Source organism: Promicromonospora citrea, assembly GCF_013004695.1.
GTDB classification, from domain to species: Bacteria; Actinomycetota; Actinomycetes; order Actinomycetales; family Cellulomonadaceae; genus Promicromonospora; species Promicromonospora citrea.
In genome coordinates, this window is the sequence record NZ_JABEMG010000074.1 from 1 (window position 1) to 24282 (window position 24282).

Sequence of the window (24282 nt, forward strand, 5' to 3'; positions counted from 1 at the left end):
CCCGGCGTCCAGCAGCGCGCGCAGGCGCTCGGCGTCGACGTCGGCCCCGAACGCCGGGGTGCCCGGCTCCATGCGCGCGCCGCTCGCGAGCGGGCCGGCGACCACGGGGTCGAAGCCGAGCGCGTCCACGACGGCGGCCACGGCCGCGACGTCGCCCGGGTCGTCGCCCGCGATGCCGATCGCCGCGCGGTCCGGAGCGCCGGCGGGCCGTGCACCGTCCTCGAGGTCGTGGTACCCCATGTGGTTGAACGCCTTGACGACGCGCGCGCCGGGCAGCGACTCCTGGACGTGCTCGCTCGAGGAGCGGTCGGGCGGCAGGAGGTCCTCGCGCGGACCGTCGACCTCCCACCAGTGGTTCATGGCGTCGACGACGACCTTGCCCGTCAGGTCGCCGGCCGGGATCGCCCGGTACCGGCTCAGCGGCAGCGCCAGCACGACGACGTCGGCCTCGCGGGCCGCCGTCGCCGCGTCGACCGCCTCGGCGCCGGGGGCGAGGACCTCGATCGTGAGCGCGATCCGCGCGGGGTCGCCGGACCCGGCCACGAGCACGCGGTAGCCGGCCGCGACGGCGAGCCGGGCGAGCACGGTGCCGACCTTGCCCGCACCGAGGATGCCGAGGGTGCGCGCCGTCATGCGAGCACCGTGCCCTGCCGCTGCGGCTCGTCCGCGAGCAGCTCGCGGACCATCGGCAGCACGCGGGTGCCGTAGAGCTCGACGGAGCGCAGCCGGTCGCTCGCGCGCAGGGCGCCGCCCGAGGAGTAGATGAGGTCGAAGCGGCCGACGTCGAGCGCGCGGATCGCCGCCGCGATCCGGCGGGCGACGGTCTCGGGCGATCCGAGGTAGAGCGAGCCGTGCTCGACCTCGGCCTCGAAGTCCTCGCGGCGCAGGGGCGGCCAGCCGCGCTGGGCCCCGATCCGGTCGCGGGCCACCTTGAAGCCCGGGAAGAAGAGCTCCTTGGCCTCCTCGTCCGTCTCCGCGACGAAGCCCGGCGAGTGCATGCCGACGGGGTGGGCCGTGGTGCCGAACTGCTCGGCGGCCCGGCGGTACAGGTCGACGTAGGGCGCGAACCGCTCGGCCGGCCCACCGATGATCGCGAGCATGAGCCGCAGCCCGTAGCGGGCGGTGCGGATCACGGACTGCGGCGAGCCGCCGACGCCGACCCACGTCGTGAGGCGGCCGGACTCGGTCTTGGGGAACACGTCGGCCTCGTGCAGCGCGGGGCGCAGCGTGCCCTCCCAGGTGACCGGCTTCTCGTCGAGGAGCTTGACGAACAGGTCGATCTTCTCCTCGAAGAGCTGGTCGTAGTCGCGCAGGTCGTAGCCGAACAGCGGGAACGACTCGGTGAAGGAGCCGCGCCCGAGGATCACCTCGGCGCGGCCGTTCGACAGCGCGTCGACCGTGGCGAACCGCTGGAACACGCGCACCGGGTCGTCCGAGCTGAGCACGGTGACGCCGGAGGCGAGGCGGATGCGCTCGGTCGCGGTCGCGATGCCCGCCAGCACGGTCTCGGGCGTCGAGATCGCGAACTCGGAGCGGTGGTGCTCGCCGACGGCGACCACGTCGACGCCCGCGCCGTCCGCCAGCACCGCCTCCTGGACCGTGCGCCGGATCGCCTCGGCGTAGGTGACGATCTCACCGTCGTCGCCCCGCGGCAGGTCGCCGAACGTGTCGATGCCGAACTCGATGTCACGCGCGATGTCACTCATGAGAGCGTCCACTTCTCTGGTCATGTCGTTGACGTGTCAATCATGCGCCGGATATAGTTGACGCGTCAACCACTGGAGGTCTCTCGTGACGCACAGCACCCGGCAGGGCCGCCGCCGCTCCCCCACACCCGACGAGCTGCGTGCCTGGCGCGGGTACATCGAGACCGCGCGGGCCCTCGACGCCCGGCTGACCAGCCGGCTGCAGAAGGAGTCCGGCCTCTCCACGGGGGACTACACCGTGCTGCTCGCCCTCAGCGAGGCCGACGGGCGCCGGCTGCGCTCGTCGGAGCTGGCCGACGCCGTCGGCTGGGAGCGCAGCAGGCTCTCGCACCACCTGCGCCGCATGGAGGACCGCGGGCTCGTGCGGCGCGAGGAGTGCGCCGTCGACTACCGGGGCGCCTGGGTCGTGCTCACCGACGACGGCGCGCACGCGTTCCGCAGCGCGTCGGTGCCACACCTGCGCGCGGTCCGTGAGCTGTTCGTCGAGGCGCTGGACCCCGACCAGCTCGACCAGGTGGCCGCCCTCACGGCGGCGTTGCGGGACCGGCTGGACGCCTCGCGCTGACCCACGCCCCGCGTCGGCTCAGCCCCGGCTGTCCCCCGGCCCGGTCGTCCCGAACCTCGCCCGGTAGCGGCTCGGCGCGACACCGAGCCGCGCGACGAACCGGCGCCGCATCGTCTCCGTGCTGCCGAACCCGGCCCCCCTCGCGGCCTCGGCCACGCCGTGCCCGGCGTCCAGCAGACGCTTGGCGTGGTCGAGGCGCGCGTCCTCGACGAACCGCGCGGGTGACGTGCCGAGCTCGGTCCGGAACAGCCGCGCGAGGTGCCGCGGTGTGATCCCGGCCGTCGCGGCGAGCGAGGTCGCGGTGTGCGGGTCCGCGGGCTGCGCGGCGACCAGGTCGACGACGGCGCGCAGGGCCGGGGCGCGGGGCGGGCGCAGCGCGAGCGGGGCCGAGAACTGCGACTGGCCGCCCGGGCGCTGCATGAACAGCACGAGGCTGCGCGCCACGTCGCGGGCGAGGCCGGCGCCGTGATCCTGCTCGACGAGCGCGAGCGCCAGGTCGATGCCCGCCGACACGCCCGCGGAGGTGAGCACGCCGTCGTCCTCCACGAAGAGCGCGTCGGCCTCCACGTGCACCTCCGGGTATGCCCGGGCGAGCAGCGGCGCGTGCCGCCAGTGCGTGGTCGCCCGGCGACCGTCCAGCACCCCGGCCGCAGCGAGCACGAACGAGCCCGTACAGACCGAGACCAGCCGGCGCGTCCGCGGACGCAGGTCGCGTACGACTTCCGCCAGGCCCGCGGGGACGGGGCGGCCGACCAGCTCGTCCCCGCCGGGGACGACCAGCGTGCCGGCCTCGTCCAGGTCGGCCGCCCCGCCGTCGACCGGCAGCGCCGCGCCGACGGAGGTCCGGACGGGCCCCCGACACCGAGACGTAGCGCAGGGTGTACCCGGCGCCGAACGTCCGCGCCTCGGCGAAGACCTCGGCCGGGCCCGTGACGTCGAGCATCTTCACGCCGTCGAAGACGACGAACACCACGTCCTGGCTGCCTGCCACGGGCTCCTCCTGTCGTGCGGTCGCCTGCTCCGCCGGGCAGCCCGTCACCACCGGGTGTCCGCGGTCACTCCGGCCACGCGTTCTCCATGATGACGCGAACGAAGTCCGCGCGCCGGAACTCCGGGTCGAAGTGGGCGAGCACGTCGTCGTTCATGGTGCCGAACGTGGTGTCCGGGCGGTCGGCCATGCCCTCGTAGAAGGCGTGGAGGATGCGCTTCTTGAAGTCGGGCCGCGGATGGGCGGCAACCACCTCGGCGCGCAGCCCCGGGTCGATCTGGTCCAGCCGCAGACCCAGCACGTCCGTCTCGACGCCGAGCGTCACGACGGCGACCTCGGGCGGCAGGTGGAGCGGTACCTCCGGCGTCGTGTGCAGCGCGACGGCGAGCCAGGCGGCGCGCGCCTCGTCGGCCGAGCGGCCGTGGTCGCGCAGGAACCCGTACGCCGCCTCGGCCCCGTCGATCTCGAAGCGGCGGTCCGTGGTGCGGTGGGCCGCCGTCAGCCCGAGGTCGTGGAACATGGCGCCGACATAGGCGATCTCGGGGTCGGCCTCCTGCCCCTGCGCGGCGAGCTGCAGCATGCCCCACAGGTACACGCGGCGTGAGTGGTCGAACACGGTGTCGTCGGCGGCCTCCCGGACGAGGGTGGTCGCCGCGCGGGCGAGGCCGGTGTCGGGGACGGCGATGCCCGCGATCGTCTCGGGCGTGGCCAGTGTCTTCTGTGTCATGCCACCACCGTCGCGCGCCCGCCCCGCGCCGCCCACTGTCGGGACGGACCAGGAACCCTCGGATCAGGACATCCGTATCACGCGCCCGACACGGGCACCCCGCAGCCTGTGCGACGCTGTGCGCGTGCGTGTGTCGTCCGGCGGTGACCTGACCACCGGTCCGGTGGTCGCCCGTGCGCGTGCCGGCGACGACGCCGCACGCCGCGCCGACGTCGGCGCGCTCCGGGACCGGCTCGCCCGGCTCGATCAGGTCTCCGGCACGCCGCGCCCGGCCGCCGTGGACCCCGTGTGCCGGGCCGTACGGGCTGCGCTGTACGAGTACGTCACGGGCGGCCTCGCGCCGAGCAGGCAGCGCCGGCTCGAGGCACACCTCGACGCGTGCCCGCCGTGCACGCGCGCGTTCGTGGCGGTCCGCGAGGAGTCCTGGGCGCTGCGCGACCGAGGCAGGGGCCTCGCGGCACGGGGCCACGAGGGCGGTCGCCACCGGCGCCCACGCCGACGCCCGCGGTTCTGAGCCGTTACTCCCCTGCCCCGCCCGACCACCGGTCCGCGAGCGCCTCCGACCCGCGGGCCAGCAGCGCGACGTCGGCGCCGACGAGCACGAACGTCGCCCCCGCGTCGAGGTAGGCCTGCGCGACCTCGGGGTCGAACGCGTTGACGCCGACGGGCTTGCCGGCCGCGCGCACGGCGTCGACGGCGCGGCGCACCGCGACGACGACCTCCGGGTGGGTCTGCTGTCCGAGCAGCCCCATCGACGCCGCGAGGTCGGAGGGGCCGACGAACACGCCGTCGACGCCGTCGACACCCGCGATGTCGGCGGCGTTGTCGACCGCCGTCGCGGACTCGACCTGGACGAACAGCGAGACGTACCGGTCGGCGTCGCGCATGTAGCCCTCGACGCGGTTCCACCGGGCACCGCGGGACAGCGCGCTGCCCACGCCCCGCACGCCACGGGGCGGGTAGCGCACGGCGCGCACGACGTCGGCGGCCTGCTCCGCGGTGTCGACCATGGGCACGAGCACGTTCTGCGCGCCGAGGTCGAGGAGCTGCTTGAGCACCACGGCGTCGCCCGACGGCGCGCGCACCACGGGCGTGACCGGGTAGGGGGCGACGGCGCGGAGCAGCTCGGTCGTCGTCTCCAGGCCGATCGGCGAGTGCTCGCCGTCGATCAGGAGCCAGTCGAGGCCGGCCCCGGCGCAGATCTCGGCGACCGTGGGGCTGCCCGTGCAGACCCACATACCGGCCAGCGGCCGGTCGGCGGCGGCGAGCCGGTCGCGGAGGGTGGGCGGGAGGGTCACACGAAGCGGCACGAGACGGTCCCCAGCTCTCGGTAGTCGGCCAGCACGGTGTCGCCGGGCTCGATCCAGACGGGCCGCGTGAAGGACCCGGCCAGGACGATCTCGCCCGGTTCGAGCGCGTCGCCGTGCTGCGCGAGCTTGTTCGCGAGCCACGCGACGCCCGCGGCGGGGTGACCGAGCACGGCCGCCGCGACACCCGACTCCTCGACGGCCTCGTTGCGGTGCAGGAGCGCGGCGACCCAGCGCAGGTCCACGGCGTCGGGGGCGACGGGGCGCCCGCCGTGCACCATGGCGCCCATCGCGGCGTTGTCGCTGATGGTGTCGACGATGGTGCGGCCGGGCATCTCGATCCGGGACGACAGGATCTCCAGCGCGGGCACCACGTACTCGGTGGCGCGCAGCACGTCGAACACGGTGGCGCGCGGACCGGTCAGGCCCTCGCGGAGCACGAACGCGAGCTCGACCTCGACGCGGACGTTGGAGAACCGCGCGTGGTCGATCACCGCGCCGTTCTCGATCACCATGTCGGCGAAGATCGCGCCGTAGTCGGGCTCGGTGATGCCCGTGGCCGCCTGCATGACCTTGGAGGTGAGGCCGATCTTGCGGCCCACAGGCCGCCGCCCGGCCTCGATGCCTCGGCGACGCCACATGTTCTGCACGGCGTAGGCGTCCTCGACGGTCATGCCCGGGTGGCGCGCCGTGAGCAGCGGCACCGTGGCGCGGTCCGTCTCGGCCCGCGCGAGCTCGTCGGCGATGGCGGTGACCGCCGCGTCGTCCAGCGTGCGCCCGGCCGTCACAGCTGGTGCCCCAGCTTGTACTCGCCCTGCTTCCACGAGGGCAGCGCGTCCTCGTCGTCCTCGGGGCGGGTGTAGGAGAACCCGTCGGCGCCGATGGTCACCGCCATCTCGGAGGTGTCGGTGCGCGCGACGACGGGCTGCGGGTTGCCGTCGAGGTCGAGCACGGGCGAGGCCTCGGTGTACCAGGACGGCACCACGGGGTTCCCCCACCAGTCGCGGCGCTGGTTGTCGTGCACGTCCCAGGTGACCACCGGGTTGTCCGGGTCGCCCGTCCAGTAGTCCTGCGTGTAGATCTCGACGCGGTGGCCGTCGGGGTCGCGCAGGTAGAGGTAGAACGCGTTGGACACGCCGTGCCGGCCGGGCCCGCGCTCGATCCGGTCGCTCTGCCGCAGCGCGCCGAGCTTGTCGCAGATCGCGATGATGTTGTGCTTCTCGTGGGTGGCGAACGCGACGTGGTGCAGGCGCGGCCCGTCGCCGCCCGTCATCGCCGTGTCGTGCACGGTCGGCTTGCGCCGCATCCACGCGGCGTAGGTGGTGCCCTCGGCGTCCTGGATGTCCTCGGTGACGCGGAAGCCGAGGTCCTCCATGTACCGCACGGCGCGCGGCACGTCGGGCGTGACCTGGTTGAAGTGGTCCAGGCGGACGAGCGCGCCCGGGGTGTGCAGGTCGTACCGCCAGGCCAGGCGCTCGACGTGCTCGACCTCGTAGAAGAACTCGTACGGGAAGCCGAGCGGGTCGGTGACGCGCACCGAGTCGCCCACGCCACGTGTGAAGCCCTCGGCCCGCCGCTCGACCCGGCAGCCGAGCTCGCGGTAGAACGCCACGACCCGGTCGAGCTCCTCGGGCGCGCGCACCCGGTAGGCGAACGCGGCGGCCGCGGCCACCGGCCCCCTGCGCAGCACCAGGTTGTGGTGGATGAACTCCTCGAGGCTGCGCAGGTAGACGGCGTCGTCGTCCTCGTGCGTGACGACCAGGCCCAGCACGTCGACGTAGAAGTCGCGCGACGCGGCGAGGTCGGTCACCACGAGATCGAGGTAGGCGCACCGCACGATGTCCGGCGGGGGCGCGGCCGGGGTGGGGATCAGGTTCTCGGGCACAGCGTCAGGCTCCCTTGCCGAACGTCGGGTGGTGGGCGGCACCGAGCGTGACGTGCACCGCCTGCTGGTGCGTGTAGAAGTCGATCGAGCGGTAGCCGCCCTCGTGGCCCAGGCCCGAGGCCTTGACGCCGCCGAACGGGGTGCGCAGGTCGCGCACGTTGTTCGAGTTGAGCCAGACCATCCCGGCCTCGACCGACTGGGAGAAGGTGTGCGCGCGGCGCAGGTCGTTCGTCCAGACGTAGGCCGCCAGGCCGTAGCGCACGCCGTTGGCCAGCTCGAGCGCCTCGGCCTCGGTGTCGAACGGGGTGATCGCCACGACCGGCCCGAAGATCTCCTCCTGGAAGATCTTGGCGTCGCGCGGCACGTCCGCGAACACGGTGGGGGCGACGAAGTTGCCGGTCTCGAAGCCCTCGGGGCGCCCGCCGCCCGCGACCAGGCGCCCCTCGCCCTTGCCGAGCTCGACGTACTCCATGACCTTGGCGAAGTGCTCGGGGTGCACGAGCGCGCCGACCTCGGTCGCGGGGTCGTGCGGGTAGCCGACCCGCACCCGCGCGGCCTGCGCCGCGTACCGCTCGACGAATTCGTCGTAGACGGCGCGCTCGACGAGGATGCGGCTGCCCGCGGTGCAGCGCTCGCCGTTGAGCGAGAAGACCCCGAAGATCGTCGCGTCGATCGCGGACTCGAGGTCGGCGTCGGCGAAGACGATCGCGGGCGACTTGCCACCCAGCTCCATCGACAGACCCTTGAGGTGCGGCGCGGCGTTGGCGAAGATGAGCTGCCCCGTGGCGCTCTCGCCGGTGAAGGAGATGAGCGGCACGTCGGGGTGCTTCACCAGGGCGTCGCCCGCCTCCTCCCCCAGGCCGTTGACCAGGTTGAACACGCCGGCCGGGAGCCCGGCCTCCTCGAAGATGCCCGCCCACAGCGAGGCCGAGAGCGGCGTGAACTCGGCGGGCTTGAGCACCACCGTGTTGCCGGTGGCCAGCGCCGGTGCGAGCTTCCACGACTCGAGCATGAACGGCGTGTTCCACGGCGTGATGAGGCCCGCGACGCCGATCGGCTTGCGGTTGACGTAGTTGAGCTGCCGGCCGGGCACCTTGAACGCGTCGTCGGTCTGCGCGACGACGAGGTCGGCGAAGAAGCGGAAGTTCTCCGCCGCGCGCCGCGCCTGACCGAGCGCCTGGGTGATGGGCAGGCCGGAGTCGAAGCTCTCCAGCTCGGCCAGCCGCGCGTCGCGGGACTCGACGATGTCCGCGATCCGGTGCAGCACCCGCGAGCGCTCGCGGGGCAGCATGCGCGGCCACGGCCCGTCGGTGAAGGCCTTCCGCGCGGCGGCGACGGCGGCGTCGACGTCGGCGGCCTTCCCCGCGGCGGCCCGGGTGTAGGCCTCGTTCGTCACGGGGTCGAGCACGTCGAACGTGGCGCCGTCGGCCGAGTCGACGAGCGCGCCGTCGATGTAGTGCCGGACGTGCCCGGGCAGGTCGGCGGGCAGGGGGCGGGTCGGCTGGTTCACGGTGTCTCCGTCGGTCGGTGGTCGGCGGCCCGGCTGCCGGCCCCTGTGCCGGCTCGGGTGTCGAGGAACGCCTGCATGGTCGCCCAGCGGTGGTCCCGCGCGGCGATCTCGATCTCGAGCGGGTCGGCCGCGCGGGCGATGAGGTCGAGGATGTGGTCGTGCTCGGCCACCGACGCGTGGGCACGGCCGGGCACGAACGCGAACGTCGAGTCCCGCAGCCCGGAGAGCTGGGCCCACCCGCGGTGCACCATGTCGAGGAGCAGGCGGTTGGGGCACGACTCGAACAGCACGGAGTGGAACCGCTGGTTCAGCGCGGTGAAGGCGTGCGGGTCGAAGTGGTCGAGCAGGGCCCGGAGCTGGTCGTTGACCTCGCGTGCCCGCCCGAGGTCGGCCGCCGACACGGCGGGCGCCGAGAGCCCGGTCGCCGCGCCCTCGACCACGCCGAGCGCCTGCATCGCGTCGACGTAGCCGTGCTCGTCGATCATCGCGACCCGTGCCCCGACGTTGCGCTCGTACGTGACCAGGCCCTCGGCCTCCAGGCGCCGGATGGCCTCGCGTACGGGGACGACGCTCATGTCGAGCTCGTCGGCGATGCTCTGCAGCACGAGGCGGTACCCGGGGCTCAGCTCCCGCCGGGCGATGCGCTCGCGCAGGAACCCGTAGGCGGTCTGCGACTTGCTGACCGCCTCGAAGGCGTCCTCGACGGCCGACGTGCCGCTCACGCGTCCCCCCGGGAGGCCCGGTAGCGCGCCTGCCACTCCTCGTCCGGCGGGAACAGCCCGTCGATCCCGTGCCCCTGCGCCACCTGGCGGGCCACCCACTCGTCCTGCTCCTCCTGCTCGAGCGCGGCCTGTGCCACCTCGGCGACGAGGTGCGGCGGGACGACGACGACGCCGTCGGCGTCACCCACCACGACGTCACCCGGCAGCACCGTGGCGCCGCCGCAGGCGACCGCGACGTCGGTGTCCCACGGCACGTGCCGCCGGCCGAGCACCGCCGGGTGCGGCCCGGCGGCGAAGACGGGCAGACCGGTGGCGGCGACGGCCTCCGAGTCGCGCACGCGGCCGTCGGTCACGACGCCCGCCGCGCCGCGCACCTGCGCGCGCAGGGCGAGCACGTCGCCGAGCGTGGCCGCGCCGGGTTCGCCGCGCGCCTCGATGACGATCACCTCGCCCGGGCCCACCGTGTCGAACACGCGCTTCTGCGCGTTGTACCCACCACCGTGCGCGGCGAACAGGTCGGCCCGGTAGGGCACGAACCGCAGGGTCCTGGCCCGGCCGACGAGCGTCGTGCCGGGCGCGAGGGGCAGCACGCCCTCGATGACGGCGTGGTCGAGCCCTCGCTTGCGCAGCTGCGCCGAGAGCCCCGCGACCGGGGTGCGGCGCAGGGTCGCGGCCAGCTCCTCGGTGAGCTCGAACGGCGCCTCCAGCCCCGCGGCCTCCCGGCTCCCCCACGCCTCGGCACGCTGCGTGTCGTCGACCCTCGGACCGGCGCCGACGTCCGTGAACGGCACCTCGCCCTGCGTCACGGTGGTGACCAGCCTGCCCGACGTCGGCGCGCCGGGCGCGGCGGGCGCGTCCACCTCGACCTCGACCACGTCACCGGGCACCACGACGCTCGAGCCCGCGGGCGTGCCCGTGAGGATCACGTCGCCCCGCTCGAGCGTGAGGTGCTGCGACAGGTCGGCCACGATCTGGGCGAAGGGGAACAGCAGCGCGTCGGGGCCGGTGGTGTCCTCCTGCACGAGCTCCCCGTTGACCCACGTCCGCACGCGCAGCCCCGCCGGGTCGACGGCGCGCGCGTCGATCAGTCCCGGGCCGACCGGCGTGTAGCCGTCGCGGCCCTTGGAACGCACGTTGGAGCCCTTGTCGGCCCACCGCAGGTCGTACACGCCCAGGTCGTTCGCCGCGGTCACGGCGGCCACGTGGTCCCAGGCCTCCTCGACCGTGACGTTCCGGGCCGGCTCGCCGACGACCAGCGCGACCTCGCCCTCGAACGCCAGCAGCTCGGTCCCCGCGGGGCGCTCGGCGACGCCACCGCTCGCGGCCAGCGAGCTGGCGGGCTTGAGGAAGTAGGACGGCGCAGCGGGCCGCCGTCCGCGCTGCGCGGCGCGCGAGGCGTACGCGAGGTGGACGGCGACGACCTTGCCCGGCCGCTGCGTGAGCGGGCCGATCTGCGCGTGCGTACCCATGAGCTCCCTTGCCCTCGGACGACGGGTCCGCTGTGACCCCTGGTGCTTCGTATCACAGATCGTATATGGTCGGTGCGGACCCGGCAACGGGCCCGGACGACACGTCTGCCGACGAGGGCAGGCCGGATGACGAGGGAGTCATGCGATGTCACTGGACGCACAGCCCACCGCCCGCGAGCGCCGCCGCGTCGTCGCGGCCACGATCGTCGGCACCACCGTCGAGTGGTACGACTTCTTCGTCTACGCGTCGGCGGCGGGCCTCGTGTTCGGGCAGCTCTTCTTCGAGCCCGCCGGCGCGGGACTCGCGACGCTGCTGGCGTTCGGCTCGGTGGGGGTCAGCTTCCTGTTCCGGCCGCTGGGCGCGTTCGTCGCGGGCCACCTCGGCGACCGGTACGGGCGGCGGGTGGTCCTGGTGCTCACGCTCGTGCTCATGGGCGTGGCGACGGCTCTGATCGGCGTGCTGCCCACGTACGCGCAGATCGGGATCGCCGCGCCGGTGCTGCTGGTGCTCCTGCGCATCCTGCAGGGCGTCTCCGCGGGCGGCGAGTGGGGCGGCGCGGTGCTGATGTCGTGCGAGCACGCGCCGGTACGCCGCCGCGGCCTGTACGGCGCGTCGCCGCAGATCGGCGTGCCGCTCGGCCTGCTCCTGGCCTCGGGGGTGCTGGCCCTCATGACGGCCGTCGCGCCGGGTGACGCGTTCCTCGCGTGGGGCTGGCGCGTGCCGTTCCTGCTGAGCGTCGTGCTCATCGGCATCGGGTACTGGGTGCGCCGCAGCGTCGAGGAGAGCCCGGTGTTCGTCGAGATCGCCGAGCGGGCACAGACCACGCGGCAGCCGGTGCTGCGCCTGTTCCGCCGGCACACTCCGCTCGTGATCGTGGCGGCGCTGGTGTTCGCGGGCAACAACGCGGTCGGCTACATGACCACCGGCGGGTACGTGCAGCGCTACGCCTCGGACCCGGCGGGTCCCGTCGGGATGGGGCAGGGCCCGGTGCTGTGGGCGGTGACGGCGTCGGCCGTCGTCTGGCTCGCCTCGACGTGGGCGGCGGGGTGGCTGTCCGACCGGCTGGGCCGCCGCACGACGTACGCGGCCGGGTTCGTGGTGCAGCTCGCGGGCGTGCTGACGCTGTTCCCGCTGGTGCACGGCGGCACGTTCGGCTCGCTGCTGCTCGGGCTGTCCTTCCTGTCGGTGGGGCTCGGGCTCACCTACGGCCCGCAGGCCGCGCTGTACGCGGAGCTGTTCCCCGCGTCGATCCGGTTCTCCGGCGTGTCGATCTCGTACGCGATCGGCTCGATCCTGGGTGGCGCGTTCGCGCCGACCATCGCGACGGCACTGGTGCAGGCGACCGGCAGCACGACGTCGGTGACCGTCTACCTGGCGGGCATGACGCTGCTCGGCCTGGCGGCGGTGCTGCTGCTGCGCGACCGCACGGGCATCCCGCTCGGGCCGGACCACGAGGAGCAGCAGGCCGCCAGCCCCGTCTACGGCCTGGCCAGGGCCTGAGAGGACGATCGATGCAGTTCCACCACCACGGGTACGTGACCGGCGACCCCCACCTGCACCCCGCCGCGGGGTACGGGCTCGAGCGCCCGGACGAGCTGCCGGACGAGGTCGACGTGCTGATCGTGGGCAGCGGGCCCGCGGGGATGATCGCGGCGGCGCAGCTCGCCCAGTTCCCCGGCATCCGCACGCACGTCGTCGAGCGCCGCGCGGGCCGCCTGGAGATGGGCCAGGCCGACGGTATCCAGGCCCGCTCCGTCGAGACGTTCCAGGCGTTCGGCTTCGCCGAGCGGATCACGGCCGAGGCCTACCGGATCACCGAGATGGCGTTCTGGAAGCCGGACCCGGAGCACCCCGAGCACATCGTGCGGGGCGCGGTGCCGCCCGACGACCCGGACGGCATCAGCGAGTTCCCGCACCTCATCGTCAACCAGGCACGCGTGCTCGACTACTTCGCCGAGGTCGCCGCGAACGCCCCGGGGCGGGTACGGCCCGACCACGGCCTGGAGGTCACGGGCCTGAGCGTGCCGGAGGACACGGGCGACGGCTTCGTCACCGTCACCCTCCGGCACGCCGCGGGACCGCACGAGGGCAGCGAGCGCACCGTGCGCGCCCGGTACGTCATCGGGGCCGACGGCGCGCACTCCGCCGTCCGGCAGGCCATCGGCCGCAAGCCCGTGGGCGACAAGGCCAACCACGCGTGGGGCGTGATGGACGTGCTCGCGGTGACCGACTTCCCCGACGTGCGCACCAAGTGCGCCATCCAGTCGCACGACGGCGGCTCGATCCTGCTCATCCCCCGCGAGGGCGGGTTCCTGGCCCGCTGGTACGTCGACCTGGGCGAGGTCCCGGCCGACGACGGCGGCCGCGTCCGCGCGACGACGCCGGACGAGATCGTCGCCCGCGCCAACCGGATCATCCACCCCTACACGCTCGACGTGAAGGACGTGCCCTGGCACAGCGTCTACGAGGTCGGCCACCGCGTCACCGACGGGTTCGACGACGTGCCCGCCGAGCTCACCGGCACCCGCACGCCGCGGGTGTTCCTGGCCGGCGACGCCTGCCACACGCACAGCGCCAAGGCTGGGCAGGGCATGAACGTGTCCATGCAGGACGGCTGGAACATCGCCTGGAAGCTCGCGCACGTGCTCACCGGCCGGGCACCCGAGTCCCTGCTGGCCACCTACTCCGCCGAGCGGCAGGTCGTCGCGCAGCAGCTCATCGACTTCGACCGCGAGTGGTCGCGCCTCATGGCGACCCGGCCCGAGGACCTGCCCGACCCCACGTACCTCGAGGACTTCTACGTCAAGACCGCGGAGTTCCCCTGCGGGTTCATGACGCGGTACGAGCCGTCGATGATCGTGGCGGGCACCGAGCACCAGCACCTCGCCACGGGTTTCCCGGTCGGCAAGCGGTTCAAGTCGGCGCCCGTCGTGCGGGTCGCGGACGGCAACCCGGCGCACCTGGGCCACCACGCCCGCGCCGACGGCCGGTGGCGCGTCTACGCGTTCGCGGACGCCGCCGCCCCGGACGAACCGTCGGCGCTGCGCGACTGGGCCGAGTGGCTCGGCACCGCGGCCGGCTCCCCGCTGCTGCGGCACACGCCCCGGGGCGCCGACCCGGACGCGGTGCTCGACGTCAAGGTCGTCTACCAGCAGGACCACCACACGATCGAGCACCCGTCGGTCCCCGGCGTGTTCCGGCCGCGGGTCGGCCCGTTCGGCCTGATCGACTACGAGAAGGTGTACGCCGCCGACCCGGCCCAGGACATCTTCGCGCTGCGCGGCATCGACCGCGGCGGCGCCGTCGTCGTCGTGCGACCCGACCAGTACGTGGCCGCCGTGCTGCCCCTGACCGCGCGCGAGGAGCTCGCCGCGTTCCTCGCGGGAGCGCTGCTGCCCGCGACCTGAACTGCGTCCACCGACATGTCCCGACCACGCCCTGACCTGCGCCGCGACCCGTGGTTATACTCGGCGCGTCGAGGCGGGTCATCTCCCGCCTGCGCTCGAAAAAGGGGCGCGCGACGGGCCCGCCTGCCGGGCCCGCACGGGACACATACGGACCGTTCCACTCATCCGTCACTGTTCCCCCTGGAGGCCCCGTGCCCACCGTCTCCGCGCACGTCGCCCGCACCGTCGCCCGTCACGTCGACCACGTCTTCGGTGTCATGGGCAACGGCAACGCCTGGTTCCTCGACGACCTGACGCGCTCGACCACCGCGCGCTTCACGGCCGTGCGCCACGAGGCGGGCGGCGTCGTCGCCGCCGACGCCTACTTCCGCGCCTCCGGCCGCATCGCGGCGGCCACGGCCACGTACGGCGCCGGGTTCACCAACGCGCTCACCGCGCTGGCCGAGGCCGCGCAGGCCCGCGTGCCGCTCGTGCTGCTCACCGGCGACGAGCCGACGTCGGGCCCGCGCCCGTGGGACGTGGACCAGATCGCGCTCGCAGCCGCCGTCGGCGCGCGGACCTACACCGTCGGCCGGGCCGACGCCGCCGCGACGAGCGTCATCGCCATCGAGCACTCGCTGACCTACCGTGTGCCGGTCGTGCTGGCCATCCCCTACGACGTCGCCGCGCTGGAGGCCGGGCCCGTGCCCGAGGCGCCCGAGCCCGTGCTGCCCGCCCCGCTCGCCCCGGCGGGCCCGTTCGACGCCGCCGCCATCACCGACCTGGCGCGGCACCTCGCCGAAGCCGAGCGTCCCGTCCTGCTCGCGGGCCGCGGCGCGTGGCTGGCCGGGGCGGGCGAGGCGCTCGGCGAGCTCGCCGAGGCCACCGGCGCCCTCACCGCCACGACCGCGCTCGGGCGCGGCGTGTTCCCCGACGACCGGTACGACCTCGGCGTCGCGGGCGGGTTCGGCGCGCACGACGCCATGGAGCTCGTGCGGCAGGCCGACGTCGCCGTGGTGCTCGGAGCGTCCCTCAACCAGTTCACGATGCGGTTCGGCGAGCTGTTCGCGCCCGGCACGCGCGTGGTCCAGGTCGACATCGCGGCCGCGGCCACGCACCGCCACGTCGGCGGGTTCATCCGCGGCGACGCCGCCCTCGTGACGCGTGCGCTCGTCGACGAGCTGCGCGCCCAGGGCGCCAAGCCGTCGGGCTGGCGCGAGACCGTCGACGTCGCGGCGGCCCGCCGGTACGACACCGGCCCCGCCGACGGGATCGCGCCCGACGGCCGCCTCGACCCGCGCACCGTCGCCCACCGGCTCGCGGGGATGCTGCCGCGCGACCGGGTCGTCGTCTCCGACGGCGGTCACTTCATCGGCTGGGCCAACATGTACTGGCCCGTGGCCTCCCCCGACCGCATGATGATGGTCGGCACCGCCTACCAGTCCATCGGCCTCGGCTTCCCGAGCGTCGCGGGCGCCGCCAAGGCCCGCCCCGACGACGCCGTCGTCCTCACCACGGGTGACGGCGGCGGCCTCATGGCGCTGGCCGACCTCGAGACCGCCGTGCGCACCGCGGGCGGCCGCGGCCTCGCCGTCGTGTGGAACGACGCCGCGTACGGCGCCGAGGTGCACGTCTACGGCCGGCAGGGCCTCGCGGAGGAGCCCATGCTCATCCCCGAGACGGATTTCGCCGCGCTGGCGGACGCCGTCGGCGCGGAGGGCGTCGTCGTGCGCACCCTGGACGACCTCGGCCGGCTGGCGGCCTGGTCGGCCGAGCCGGTCGGCGAGCGGCGCTTCCTCGTGCTCGACTGCCGGGTGTCGGGTTCCGTCGTCGCGCCGTACCAGGAGGAGATCCTGCGGGCGAACCGCACCCGCTAACCCTTCGAGCCCGTGGTGGCGATGCCCTGCACGAAGTACCGCTGCCCCGCGAAGAACAGCAGGATCATCGGGACGGTCGTGATCACCGACGCCGTGACCACGACCTCCCACTGCGACTCGCCGCCCGGGCCGAACTGGTCGATCACCGCCTTGAGCCCGCGCGGCACCGTGAACGTCGCGGTGTCCTGGAGGTAGACCAGCGGACGCATGAGGTCGGTCCACGAGGCCTGCGCCTCGAACAGGAACGTGAGCACCAGCGCCGGTCGGCACAGCGGCACCGCGATGCGCCAGAACAGCGTCCACTCGCTCGCCCCGTCCAGCCGCGCCGCCTCGAACGGCTCCCGTGGCAGCCGCAGGAAGAACTGCCGCAGCAGGAAGATGTAGAACGCGCTGCCGAACAGGTTGCCCGCCCACAGCGGCACCGTGGTGCCGACGAAGCCGAGCTGGTGCCAGATGAGGTAGGTCGGGATGAGCGTGACGGCGCCCGGCAGCATCATCGTCGCGAGCACCAGGCCGAACAGCGGGCCGCGCCCCCGGAACCGGTAGTGCGCGAACCCCCATGCGACGAGCGCGCTGGAGAGCGTCACGGTGGTGGCCGCGAGCGCCGTGACCACCAGGGTGTTGGCCAGCCACAGCCCCAGCGGGGCGGCGTCCCACACCGTGAGGTAGTTCTCCAGGGTCGGGGTCCGTGGCAGGAGCCGGTTGTCGAAGATCTCGGCGCGCGGCTTGAACGACGCCGACAGCAGCCACACCAACGGGTAGACGAACACGACGGCGAGGACGGTCAGCGCCGCCACGACGAGCGCGCGCAGCCACCGCTGCCTGCGCCGGGCCACGCCGCGGTCGGCACGCGCCCCGAGCGCCACGGCCGTCATCGCTGCTCCCCCTCGTAGTAGACCAGGCGTCTCGACACGGCGAGCTGGACGGCGGTGACCAGCATGATCACGACGAACAGCAGCCAGGCCAGCGCGGAGGCGTACCCCATGTGCAGCTCGGCGAACCCCTCGCGGAACAGGTAGATGACGTAGAACAGGGCGGCGTCGTTGGAGTAGCTCGAGGTGCCCGCCCCGAAGAAGGCCGAGTACGCCTCGGTGAACATCTGGAACGCCGCGATCGTGTTGACCACGGTGACGAAGAACAGGGCGCCGCTGATCATCGGCAGCGTCACGGTGCGGGTGCGGCGCCACCAGCCCGCGCCGTCGACGCGCGCCGCGTCGTACAGCTCGGTCGGCACGTCCTGCAGCGCCGCGAGCAGGATGACGACGGCGGTGCCCACCGACCACAGGCTCACCAGCGCCAGGCCCGGCTTGATCCACGCCGGGTCGGTGGTCCAGCTCGGGCCGTCGATGCCCACCACCGCGAGCGCCTCGTTGACCAGGCCGTACTGCCCGTTGAACAGCAGGAGCAGCAGCACGCCGACCGCGACCGGCGGCGTCATCTTCGGCACGAAGAACGCGGTGCGGAAGAACCCCGAGGCGCGGCCCGCCTGGTGCAGCAGCAGCGCGAGCGCGAGCGACACCAGCACGTACAGCGGCACCTGCACCACGGCGTACTGCAGCGTGTTCCACAGGGCGAGCCGCACCTGCGGGTCGGCGGCCATGCGCTCGTAGTTCTCCAGGCCGACGAAGGCCGGGTCGGTGAGCACGTCGTAGTCGGTCAGCGACAGGTAGCCGGAGTAGAGGATGGGCCAGGCGGTGAACACCACGAAGCCGACGATCCAGGGGCTGATGAAGGCCAGCCCGGTCCGGCGCTCGCGGCGGGCGCGGGCGCTGGTCGTCACTGCTCCTCGTCCCAGCCCGCCCAGGCCTCGTCGAGCGCCTCCTGGGCCTCCTCCTGAGCCTGGGCCAGCGCCTCGGCGGGCTCCTGCTGGCCGTTGAGCACACGGTTGACGGCGTCCTGCCACGCGGTCTCGAACTCGGCGCCCGCGGGGTTGGCCGGCAGCGCGAAGGTGTGCTCGTCGGCCTCGTAGACCGCGTCGATCGCGGAGCGCCACGGCTCGGCCGGGTCCTGCGCGAGCACCATGTCGCGGATCTGCGTGTCGGCCTCCTCGTTGCCGGTGAGCACGCCGGTGAACACCAGCCCGTCCGCCGCGCGGGCGTCCGCGCGCGCCTGCGCGGCCTCCAGCCAGGCGTCCGTCTCGGTCATGCGCGCCACGTACGCGCAGGCGGCCGCCGGGTCCCCCGCGCCGACGGGGATCGCCCAGGCGGAGCCGGTCGCGAAGGCGTGCACCTCGCCGTCGGCGCCCTTGACCGGGCCGAACGCCAGCGGCGCGTCGGGCGAGGTCTCGTTGAGGACGTTGATGTACCACTGCTCCATCGCCATGGCCCCGAGCTGCCCGGACGCGAACTGGTTGCCCGCCCCGAAGAAGTCGGCGGAGTCGCGGAACGTCTTGACGTCGGGGAAGCCGCCCTGGGCGTCGTAGACCGCCACGGCGTGCTCGAGCGCCGCGACCACCTCGGGGTCGTCGAGCTGCGCGGTGCGGCCGTCGGCCGAGAGCAGGTCGACGCCCCGGCCCTTGGCCCACAGCGGCAGGAACTCGGGCAGCTTGGAGTCGACGCCGATCACCGACAGCTTCCCGCCGTCGCTGCGGGTCAGCGCCTCGGTCGCCGCGAGGACGGCCTCGGGGTCCGAGCCGTCGACGTCGGCGAGCCCGAGCCCCGCCTCGTCGAGCAGGTCGGCGTTCGCCATGGTGATCTGCACGGCGTTGAACTCCGGGACGCCGTACAGCTCACCGCCGAAGGTCACCTCGTCGACGGCGGTGTCGACGAACGCGTCGGTGTCGACGCCCTGCGCGTCCACGCACTCCGACAGCGGCATGATCGCGCCGCGCGACGCGAACGTGCCGATCTGGTCGCGCTCGGCGTAGACGAGGTCGGGCGGGTTGCCGGCCGCGGCGGCGGACAGGAACGCCTGCGGGTCGAGCTCGCCCTCGGAGAGCTTCACGTCGACCCCGAGTGCCTCGGTGGCGCGCTCGTGCCGCACCTGGCCGATCTCGTCGCCCGTGCCGAACCCCATCACGTCGAGGGTGCCGCCGGGCGACGGCGACGCGCCGAAGTCGACGTCCGGTCCGGTGTCGTCCGCGCTGATCCCGCGGGCGCAGCCCGCACAGACGAGCACCGTGACGAGCACGGCCGCCGGCACCGCGGTGGCGCGGCGGGCGACGGGGCGGAGCGGGTGCTGTGGCGCGGACATGAGGCCTCCTGCGGCGAGATCCTGCGGCGAGATCGGCGCCCGGCACCGGCCGGGTTCCGCATCATCGTGTGCCCGGGCCCTGTCACTCGCACGAGCAGCGGTTCTCGGCGCGATCAGGCCCCTGACCGGCGCACACGCCCGAGCCGCGAGCGCGTCCGCGCTCGTGGACGCCCGATGTATCGTGCCGGGATGACGGTGCGCCGAGGGGCCGACGGGCGGCCTGTGCTGCGGGTGTACAACCACAACGTCCTCGGCCGGCGGGCCGGCTGAGACGCACGACGACGTGTGCTGAGAAAGATCGTCCAGGAGGCCGCTCCTGAGGTCGTGCTGTTCTCCGAGGAGATCCACACCGAGCAGTACGACCAGACCGGCGATCTCCTGGGCGACGACTACCACGTGGTGCACTCGACGGCCCGCTCCGACGAGGAGCGTAGCGGCATCTCGGTGGCGAGCCGGTGGCCGGTCGTGGAGCACCGCGAGATCGACCTGATGACCCCGGGGCGGCCGGTCGACGAGTTCCGGTGGGCCGCCCTGCTGGTCACCGTCGACGCACCGGAGCCGTTCGGACGCACGGTGGTGGTCAACCACTTCCCCGAGGCGGCCGCCGACCGCGAGGTGGACCGCGAACGACAGGCTGTCACGGTGGCGAGGCCGGTCGAAGAGCTGGTCGGCGACGACGATCCGCTGGTCGTGCTCGGCGGTGACCTGGACGCGGACCCCGAAGCAGCCAGCCTCCGGTTCCTGACCGGCAGACAGTCCCTGGACGGGTGGAGCGTCTGCTACCGCGACGCCTGGCAGGTGACACATCCCGGCGAGCACGGGTGGACCCTCGACCCGGCCAACGGGATCGTGCGCGCCACCATGCCGGGCCGGCCGTACCGGCGGATCGACCACCTGCTGGTCCGGTGCGGCTCCACGGGCATGCCACCGGTGGACATCGTGAGCTGCGAGCGCGCGGGTGTCGAGCCGGTCGACGGCGTGTGGGCCAGCGACCACGCGGGCCTGGTCACGGACCTGGAGCCCTACCTGCCGGCGCTCACCTGACCCCTGGTCCGGCCACGAGCCGCACCACACGCGCCGCGCCGCGTCGTCCCCGCCTGCCCGGGTCGGGGGCCGAATTGCGTTGCCGCCAGTACCCGGGGTTGGCAACATGGCCGGCGTGACCGCGCCGACCAGCGACGACAGCGCCCGCACCGCCCTGACCCTGCGCCCGCCACGGCACGCCGTCGACCGCCGGGCCGTGGGGTGGTGGACGTGGCAGGTCGTGCTGTGGTTCGCCGCCGGCGTGGTGCCGCTCGCCGTGCTCGGCCTCCTCGTCCCACCCGCCCGGACCTGGCTGCTGCTCCCGGCCGCCGCACTCGCCGTCGTGGGGGCGGTCGCCGCTGTGGCGCTCCCCCGCCTGTGGTTCCGGCACCACCGCTGGGAGGTCACCGACGAGGCCGTCTACACGCGCACGGGCTGGTTCTTCCAGGAGTGGCGCGTCGCGCCGCTGTCCCGCATCCAGACCGTCGACACCGTGCGCGGCCCGCTCGAGCAGCGCTTCGGCCTCGCGACCCTCACCGTCACGACGGCCTCCGCGCGCGGCGCGGTCAAGGCCACGGGGCTCGACGCCGCCACGGCCGCCGCCCTGGCCGCCGACCTCACCCTCGCCACCCAGGCCACCCCCGAGGACGCGACGTGACGGCGCCGGACGGCACGCCCGACACAGCGCCCGACACAGCACCCGACACCGCCGTCCCCGACGCGTCCTGGGACCGGCTCGACCGCCGGGCCGCGGTGCTCGCCGCGGCCCTGTATACCGCGGCCCCCGTGGTCGGCGGCGCGCTGCTCACCGCCTACTGGGTCGCCGTCGGCACGTCGCTCGGCACCGCGCTGGCCTGGACGGTGCCGCCGTCGGTGCTGGCCGTCGCCGTCGGTGCCGGGTGCGGCGAGTGGATGTGGCGCGTCACCCGCTACCACGTGGACGACGAGCGGCTGCACGTGCACACCGGCGTCGTGTTCCGCAAGCGGCTCGCGCTGCGCCGGGAACGCATCCGCTCCGTGGACCTCAGCGCGGACCCGGTGCTGCGCGTGCTCGGCGTGGCGACGGTGCGGGTGGGCACGGGCGAGCACGCCGGGACCGAGGGCACGGTGACGCTCTGGCCCGTGCGACGCGCGGCCGCCGACGCGCTGCGGGCCACGCTGCTCGCGCACGCCGCACGGACCGGGACGGACGGCACGCGGACCGACGGCTCGCTGGCCCGGTTCGACCCCCGCTGGATCCGGTACGCGCCGCTGTCCTTCGTGCCGCCGGTGCTCGGCGCGGCCGCGGCGGGCGGCGCGATCCAGGTGGCCGAGTGGTTCGGCCTCCAGGAGGACCTGTTCGCGGCCGTCGGGTCGTGGTTCGGCCTGGCGCCCGCCGTGCTCGTGGCGCTCGCGCTGCTCGGGGCGCTGCTCGTCGTCGGCGGCGTCGCGGCCCTCGCGCTGTGGGTCGAGACCTGGTGGAACCACACCCTCGACCGGGAGGCGGACGGCACGCTCCGGGTACGGCGCGGCCTCCTCACCACGCGGTCGATCTCGCTCGAGGAGTCGCGGCTGCGCGGCGTCGAGCTGGTCGAGCCGCTGGGCGTCCGGCTGGCCGGTGCCGCGCGCGTGGACGCCGTGGCCACCGGCCTCACCACCGGCGAGAAGGACAAGACCGAGAGCCGCACCCTGCTGCCCGCCGCCCCGAAGGACCTGGCCGACCAGGTGGCGGCGGCCGTGCTGCGCGAGGCCGCCGCACCGCCGACGTCGGCCCCGCTCGCCGGGCACCCCGTCGCGGCCCGCGGACGGCGGCTGCGCTGGGCGCTGACCTCCGTGCTCGCCCCCGAGGCCGTGCTCGTGGTGCTCGGTCTGCTGCTCACGCCCGTGCTGCTGCACGTCGCCTGGGTCAGCGCGCTCGTGCTCGTGCCGGTCGCGGTGGTCCTCGCCCTGGACGCCTACCGCGCGCTCGGCCACGCCCTCACGCCCACCGCCCTCGTGGCGCGCGCCGGCACCGTGCGGCGGGCCACCGTCGCCCTCCAGCGCCGCGGGATCGTCGGGTGGACGGTCCGGCAGTCGGTCTTCCAGCGGCGCGCCGGGCTCCTCACCGTGCTCGCCACGACGGCCGCGGGCACGGGCGCCTACGCCGTCCGCGACGTCGGGCAGGCGGAGGGGCTGGCTCTCGCCGACGACGCAGTCCCCGGCCTGCTGCGGCCCTTCCTGGTGGGTGACGACGCGCCCACCGGGGTGCCCGGCGCCGAGGCGACCGACCTGCGCGGTACCGATCACTAGCGATCACTGCGCAAGGGGTGCCCGGGACCTGCGAAACCGCAGGTGAGACGCTGTTTCAGAGGGACGCGGGCGGCGCACGTCACGATCGCTGGTTGACGCTCCGGAGGTCGGGAACCAGCATCGGCGGCAGCAGCCGCCCCGGAGGCGGCGCCCAGACGAAGGAGTCATCGTGTCCAGCACCACCCGCCCCCTGCGCCGCGCCGCCGCGGCGACCGCCGGCCTCGCTTCCCTCGCCCTCACCCTCACCGCCTGCGGCGGCGGGTCGAGCGCGGCCGAGGACGACGGCCCGGTCACCCTCAAGGTCGCGACGTTCAACGACTTCGGCTACACCGACCAGATGCTCAAGAAGTACACCGACGAGCACCCGAACGTGAAGGTCGAGCACATCAAGGCCGCGCGCTCGGCCGACGCCCGGACCAACCTCACCACCAAGCTCGCCGCCGGTGGCGAGGGTCTGGCCGACATCGAGGCCATCGAGGTCGACTGGCTGCCGGAGCTGTCGCAGTACCCCGACCTGTTCACCGACCTGGCCGACCCCGAGCTCGAGGGCCGGTGGATGGACTGGAAGGTCCAGCAGGCGACCACGCCCGACGGCAAGGTCATCGGCTACGGCACCGACATCGGCCCCGAGGCCATCTGCTACCGCGGCGACCTGTTCGAGGAGGCGGGGCTCCCCTCCGACCGCGAGGAGGTCGCGGAGCTCCTGGGCGGCGAGGACGCCACCTGGGAGGACTACTTCGAGGTCGGCCGCCAGTTCGTCGAGAAGTCCGACGCCGCCTGGTTCGACGGCGCGACGCCGACCTACCAGGGCATGATCAACCAGGTCCACGACGCCTACGAGGACCCGGACTCCGGCGAGCCCAAGGACCTCGCGTCCAACACGGCCGTCAAGGATCTGTACGACCAGGTGCTGACCGCCGCGGTGGACGACGAGCTCTCGGCCGGTGTCGAGCAGTGGAGCGACGACTGGGTCGCCGGCTTCCAGGCCGACGCGTTCGCGACCATGCTCTGCCCCGCCTGGATGACCGGGCCCATCGAGCAGAACTCCGGCGGCGTCGACGGCTGGGACATCGCGAACGTCTTCCCCGGTGGCGGCGGTAACTGGGGCGGTTCGTTCCTGACCGTCCCCGCCTCCGGCGAGCACACGGAGGCCGCCAAGGAGCTGGCCGCGTGGCTGACCGCCCCGGAGCAGCAGACGACCGCGTTCGAGACGTCGGGGACGTTCCCGTCGCAGGTCGAGGCGCAGGAGTCCGAGGCCGTCCAGAGCTTCGTCAACCCGTTCTTCAACGACGCCCCCGTCGGTGAGATCTTCACCGCGCGCGCCGCTGCGATCGGCGAGGCGCCGTACAAGGGCAAGAACTACTTCTCGATCCACGGCGCCGTGCAGGACGCGCTCAACCGCGTCGACATCTCGGGCGAGAAGGACCGGGAGAAGAGCTGGGAGGGGGCGGTCACCGAGGCCGCCTCGTTCGGCGGCTGAGTCAGGCGACATGACCCTCCTGACGACGCCGACACCGGGCCGGCGCGCTCCGCGCCGGCTCGGTTTCTCCCAGCGGTTGGGCCGCTGGGACGTGAAGCTGTCCCCCTACCTGTACATCTCACCGTTCTTCGTGCTGTTCGCGGTCACCGGCCTGTTCCCCCTGGCCTACACCGCCT

22 protein-coding genes and 1 pseudogene are annotated in these 24282 nt (G+C 74.0%); 10 read left to right on the forward strand and 13 right to left on the reverse strand.

The features are described from left to right. On the reverse strand, positions 1-633 hold a 633-nt coding region (locus HLB15_RS14580; RefSeq protein WP_171106493.1), incomplete at its 3' end, for an NADPH-dependent F420 reductase. Continuing rightward, positions 630-1706, reverse strand: coding sequence for an LLM class flavin-dependent oxidoreductase (locus HLB15_RS14585; protein ID WP_171106494.1), 1077 nt, complete (start codon positions 1704-1706; stop codon positions 630-632). The genes HLB15_RS14585 and HLB15_RS14580, both read right to left, overlap by 4 nt. Before the next feature lie 85 nt (positions 1707-1791). Here HLB15_RS14585 and HLB15_RS14590 point away from each other — a divergent pair, with 85 nt between their 5' ends. Next, positions 1792-2271, forward strand: coding sequence for a MarR family winged helix-turn-helix transcriptional regulator (locus HLB15_RS14590; protein ID WP_171106495.1), 480 nt, complete (start codon positions 1792-1794; stop codon positions 2269-2271). Positions 2272-2289: 18 nt separating this feature from the next. On the opposite strand, the gene HLB15_RS14595 is transcribed toward HLB15_RS14590, so the two are convergent. Together HLB15_RS14595 and HLB15_RS14600 are read right to left on the reverse strand one after the other, a co-directional pair. After that, the gene (locus HLB15_RS14595; protein WP_311979581.1) at positions 2290-3096 is read right to left on the reverse strand and encodes a GlxA family transcriptional regulator; all 807 of its coding nucleotides are present in this window, start codon (positions 3094-3096) and stop codon (positions 2290-2292) included. A 230-nt stretch (positions 3097-3326) separates the two neighbouring features. Further along, positions 3327-3986 (reverse strand): HD domain-containing protein, encoded by a 660-nt coding sequence (locus HLB15_RS14600; RefSeq protein WP_171106496.1) that lies wholly within the window; start codon positions 3984-3986, stop codon positions 3327-3329. A gap of 124 nt (positions 3987-4110) precedes the next feature. Here HLB15_RS14600 and HLB15_RS14605 point away from each other — a divergent pair, with 124 nt between their 5' ends. Further along, positions 4111-4500 carry a zf-HC2 domain-containing protein gene (locus HLB15_RS14605; RefSeq protein WP_171106497.1) on the forward strand — a complete coding sequence of 130 codons (390 nt, stop codon included), beginning with the start codon at positions 4111-4113 and terminating at the stop codon, positions 4498-4500. A 4-nt stretch (positions 4501-4504) separates the two neighbouring features. Here HLB15_RS14605 and HLB15_RS14610 read toward each other — a convergent pair whose 3' ends face one another. From HLB15_RS14610 to HLB15_RS14635, 6 genes are read right to left on the reverse strand one after another with little or no spacing between them, the layout of a single operon-like run. Beyond that, a complete protein-coding gene (locus HLB15_RS14610; RefSeq protein WP_171106498.1) occupies positions 4505-5296 on the reverse strand; it encodes an HpcH/HpaI aldolase family protein in 792 nt (263 codons plus the stop codon). Continuing rightward, positions 5281-6081, reverse strand: a complete 801-nt coding sequence (locus HLB15_RS14615) for a 2-keto-4-pentenoate hydratase (protein ID WP_229785594.1) — start codon at positions 6079-6081, stop codon at positions 5281-5283. Before HLB15_RS14615 ends, HLB15_RS14610 begins: the two co-directional genes overlap by 16 nt. Continuing rightward, on the reverse strand, positions 6078-7220 hold the full coding sequence (hpaD, locus tag HLB15_RS14620) for a 3,4-dihydroxyphenylacetate 2,3-dioxygenase (protein ID WP_171106499.1): 1143 nt from the start codon (positions 7218-7220) through the stop codon (positions 6078-6080). Before hpaD ends, HLB15_RS14615 begins: the two co-directional genes overlap by 4 nt. Next, the gene (gene hpaE, locus HLB15_RS14625; protein ID WP_171106500.1) at positions 7183-8688 is read right to left on the reverse strand and encodes a 5-carboxymethyl-2-hydroxymuconate semialdehyde dehydrogenase; all 1506 of its coding nucleotides are present in this window, start codon (positions 8686-8688) and stop codon (positions 7183-7185) included. Before hpaE ends, hpaD begins: the two co-directional genes overlap by 38 nt. Further along, positions 8685-9410, reverse strand: coding sequence for a GntR family transcriptional regulator (locus HLB15_RS14630; protein ID WP_171106501.1), 726 nt, complete (start codon positions 9408-9410; stop codon positions 8685-8687). Before HLB15_RS14630 ends, hpaE begins: the two co-directional genes overlap by 4 nt. Then, positions 9407-10879 (reverse strand): fumarylacetoacetate hydrolase family protein, encoded by a 1473-nt coding sequence (locus tag HLB15_RS14635; RefSeq protein WP_171106502.1) that lies wholly within the window; start codon positions 10877-10879, stop codon positions 9407-9409. The genes HLB15_RS14630 and HLB15_RS14635 overlap by 4 nt, the downstream gene beginning before the upstream one ends. A 145-nt stretch (positions 10880-11024) precedes the next feature. Between HLB15_RS14635 and HLB15_RS14640 the strand changes: the two genes are divergently transcribed. The 3 genes from HLB15_RS14640 (at position 11025) to HLB15_RS14650 (ending at position 16143) form a co-directional block, all read left to right on the forward strand. Next, entirely contained in the window at positions 11025-12380 is a 1356-nt protein-coding gene (locus HLB15_RS14640; RefSeq protein WP_171106503.1) for an MFS transporter, read from the forward strand. An 11-nt stretch (positions 12381-12391) separates the two neighbouring features. Next, complete coding sequence (locus HLB15_RS14645; protein WP_171106504.1) at positions 12392-14287, forward strand: FAD-binding monooxygenase; 1896 nt, start codon at positions 12392-12394, stop codon at positions 14285-14287. A 191-nt stretch (positions 14288-14478) separates the two neighbouring features. Continuing rightward, positions 14479-16143, forward strand: coding sequence for a thiamine pyrophosphate-binding protein (locus tag HLB15_RS14650; protein ID WP_171106505.1), 1665 nt, complete (start codon positions 14479-14481; stop codon positions 16141-16143). Here the strand turns inward: HLB15_RS14650 and HLB15_RS14655 are convergent. From HLB15_RS14655 to HLB15_RS14665, 3 genes are read right to left on the reverse strand one after another with little or no spacing between them, the layout of a single operon-like run. Then, complete coding sequence (locus tag HLB15_RS14655; RefSeq protein ID WP_171106506.1) at positions 16140-17018, reverse strand: carbohydrate ABC transporter permease; 879 nt, start codon at positions 17016-17018, stop codon at positions 16140-16142. The genes HLB15_RS14650 and HLB15_RS14655 overlap by 4 nt on opposite strands. Further along, a complete protein-coding gene (locus HLB15_RS14660) occupies positions 17015-17923 on the reverse strand; it encodes a carbohydrate ABC transporter permease (protein WP_229785592.1) in 909 nt (302 codons plus the stop codon). The genes HLB15_RS14655 and HLB15_RS14660 overlap by 4 nt, the downstream gene beginning before the upstream one ends. Next, positions 17920-19335, reverse strand: coding sequence for an ABC transporter substrate-binding protein (locus tag HLB15_RS14665; protein ID WP_171106507.1), 1416 nt, complete (start codon positions 19333-19335; stop codon positions 17920-17922). The genes HLB15_RS14660 and HLB15_RS14665 overlap by 4 nt, the downstream gene beginning before the upstream one ends. Before the next feature lie 285 nt (positions 19336-19620). Here HLB15_RS14665 and HLB15_RS14670 point away from each other — a divergent pair, with 285 nt between their 5' ends. The 5 genes and pseudogenes from HLB15_RS14670 to HLB15_RS24270 all read left to right on the forward strand — a co-directional run. After that, positions 19621-20379, forward strand: a complete 759-nt coding sequence (locus tag HLB15_RS14670) for an endonuclease/exonuclease/phosphatase family protein (RefSeq protein ID WP_171106508.1) — start codon at positions 19621-19623, stop codon at positions 20377-20379. 115 nt (positions 20380-20494) lie between these two features. Next, complete coding sequence (locus HLB15_RS14675) at positions 20495-21016, forward strand: PH domain-containing protein (RefSeq protein WP_229785591.1); 522 nt, start codon at positions 20495-20497, stop codon at positions 21014-21016. Continuing rightward, positions 21013-22626, forward strand: a complete 1614-nt coding sequence (locus HLB15_RS14680) for a PH domain-containing protein (protein ID WP_171106510.1) — start codon at positions 21013-21015, stop codon at positions 22624-22626. The genes HLB15_RS14675 and HLB15_RS14680 overlap by 4 nt, the downstream gene beginning before the upstream one ends. 169 nt (positions 22627-22795) lie before the next feature. Then, complete coding sequence (locus HLB15_RS14685; RefSeq protein ID WP_171106511.1) at positions 22796-24106, forward strand: ABC transporter substrate-binding protein; 1311 nt, start codon at positions 22796-22798, stop codon at positions 24104-24106. Between the two features lie 10 nt (positions 24107-24116). After that, positions 24117-24282: pseudogene (locus HLB15_RS24270) on the forward strand (sugar ABC transporter permease); the annotation flags it as partial.

Excerpts from the sequence above, each read along its gene's own strand:
- HLB15_RS14600 (WP_171106496.1), bottom strand. The coding sequence starts at position 3,986 with ATGACACAGAAGACACTGGCCACGCCCGAGACGATCGCGGGCATCGCC.
- HLB15_RS14635 (WP_171106502.1), bottom strand. The coding sequence starts at position 10,879 with ATGGGTACGCACGCGCAGATCGGCCCGCTCACGCAGCGGCCGGGCAAG.
- HLB15_RS14640 (WP_171106503.1), top strand. The coding sequence starts at position 11,025 with ATGTCACTGGACGCACAGCCCACCGCCCGCGAGCGCCGCCGCGTCGTC.
- HLB15_RS14665 (WP_171106507.1), bottom strand. The coding sequence starts at position 19,335 with ATGTCCGCGCCACAGCACCCGCTCCGCCCCGTCGCCCGCCGCGCCACC.
- HLB15_RS14645 (WP_171106504.1), top strand. The coding sequence starts at position 12,392 with ATGCAGTTCCACCACCACGGGTACGTGACCGGCGACCCCCACCTGCAC.
- HLB15_RS14655 (WP_171106506.1), bottom strand. The coding sequence starts at position 17,018 with ATGACGGCCGTGGCGCTCGGGGCGCGTGCCGACCGCGGCGTGGCCCGG.
- HLB15_RS14585 (WP_171106494.1), bottom strand. The coding sequence starts at position 1,706 with ATGAGTGACATCGCGCGTGACATCGAGTTCGGCATCGACACGTTCGGC.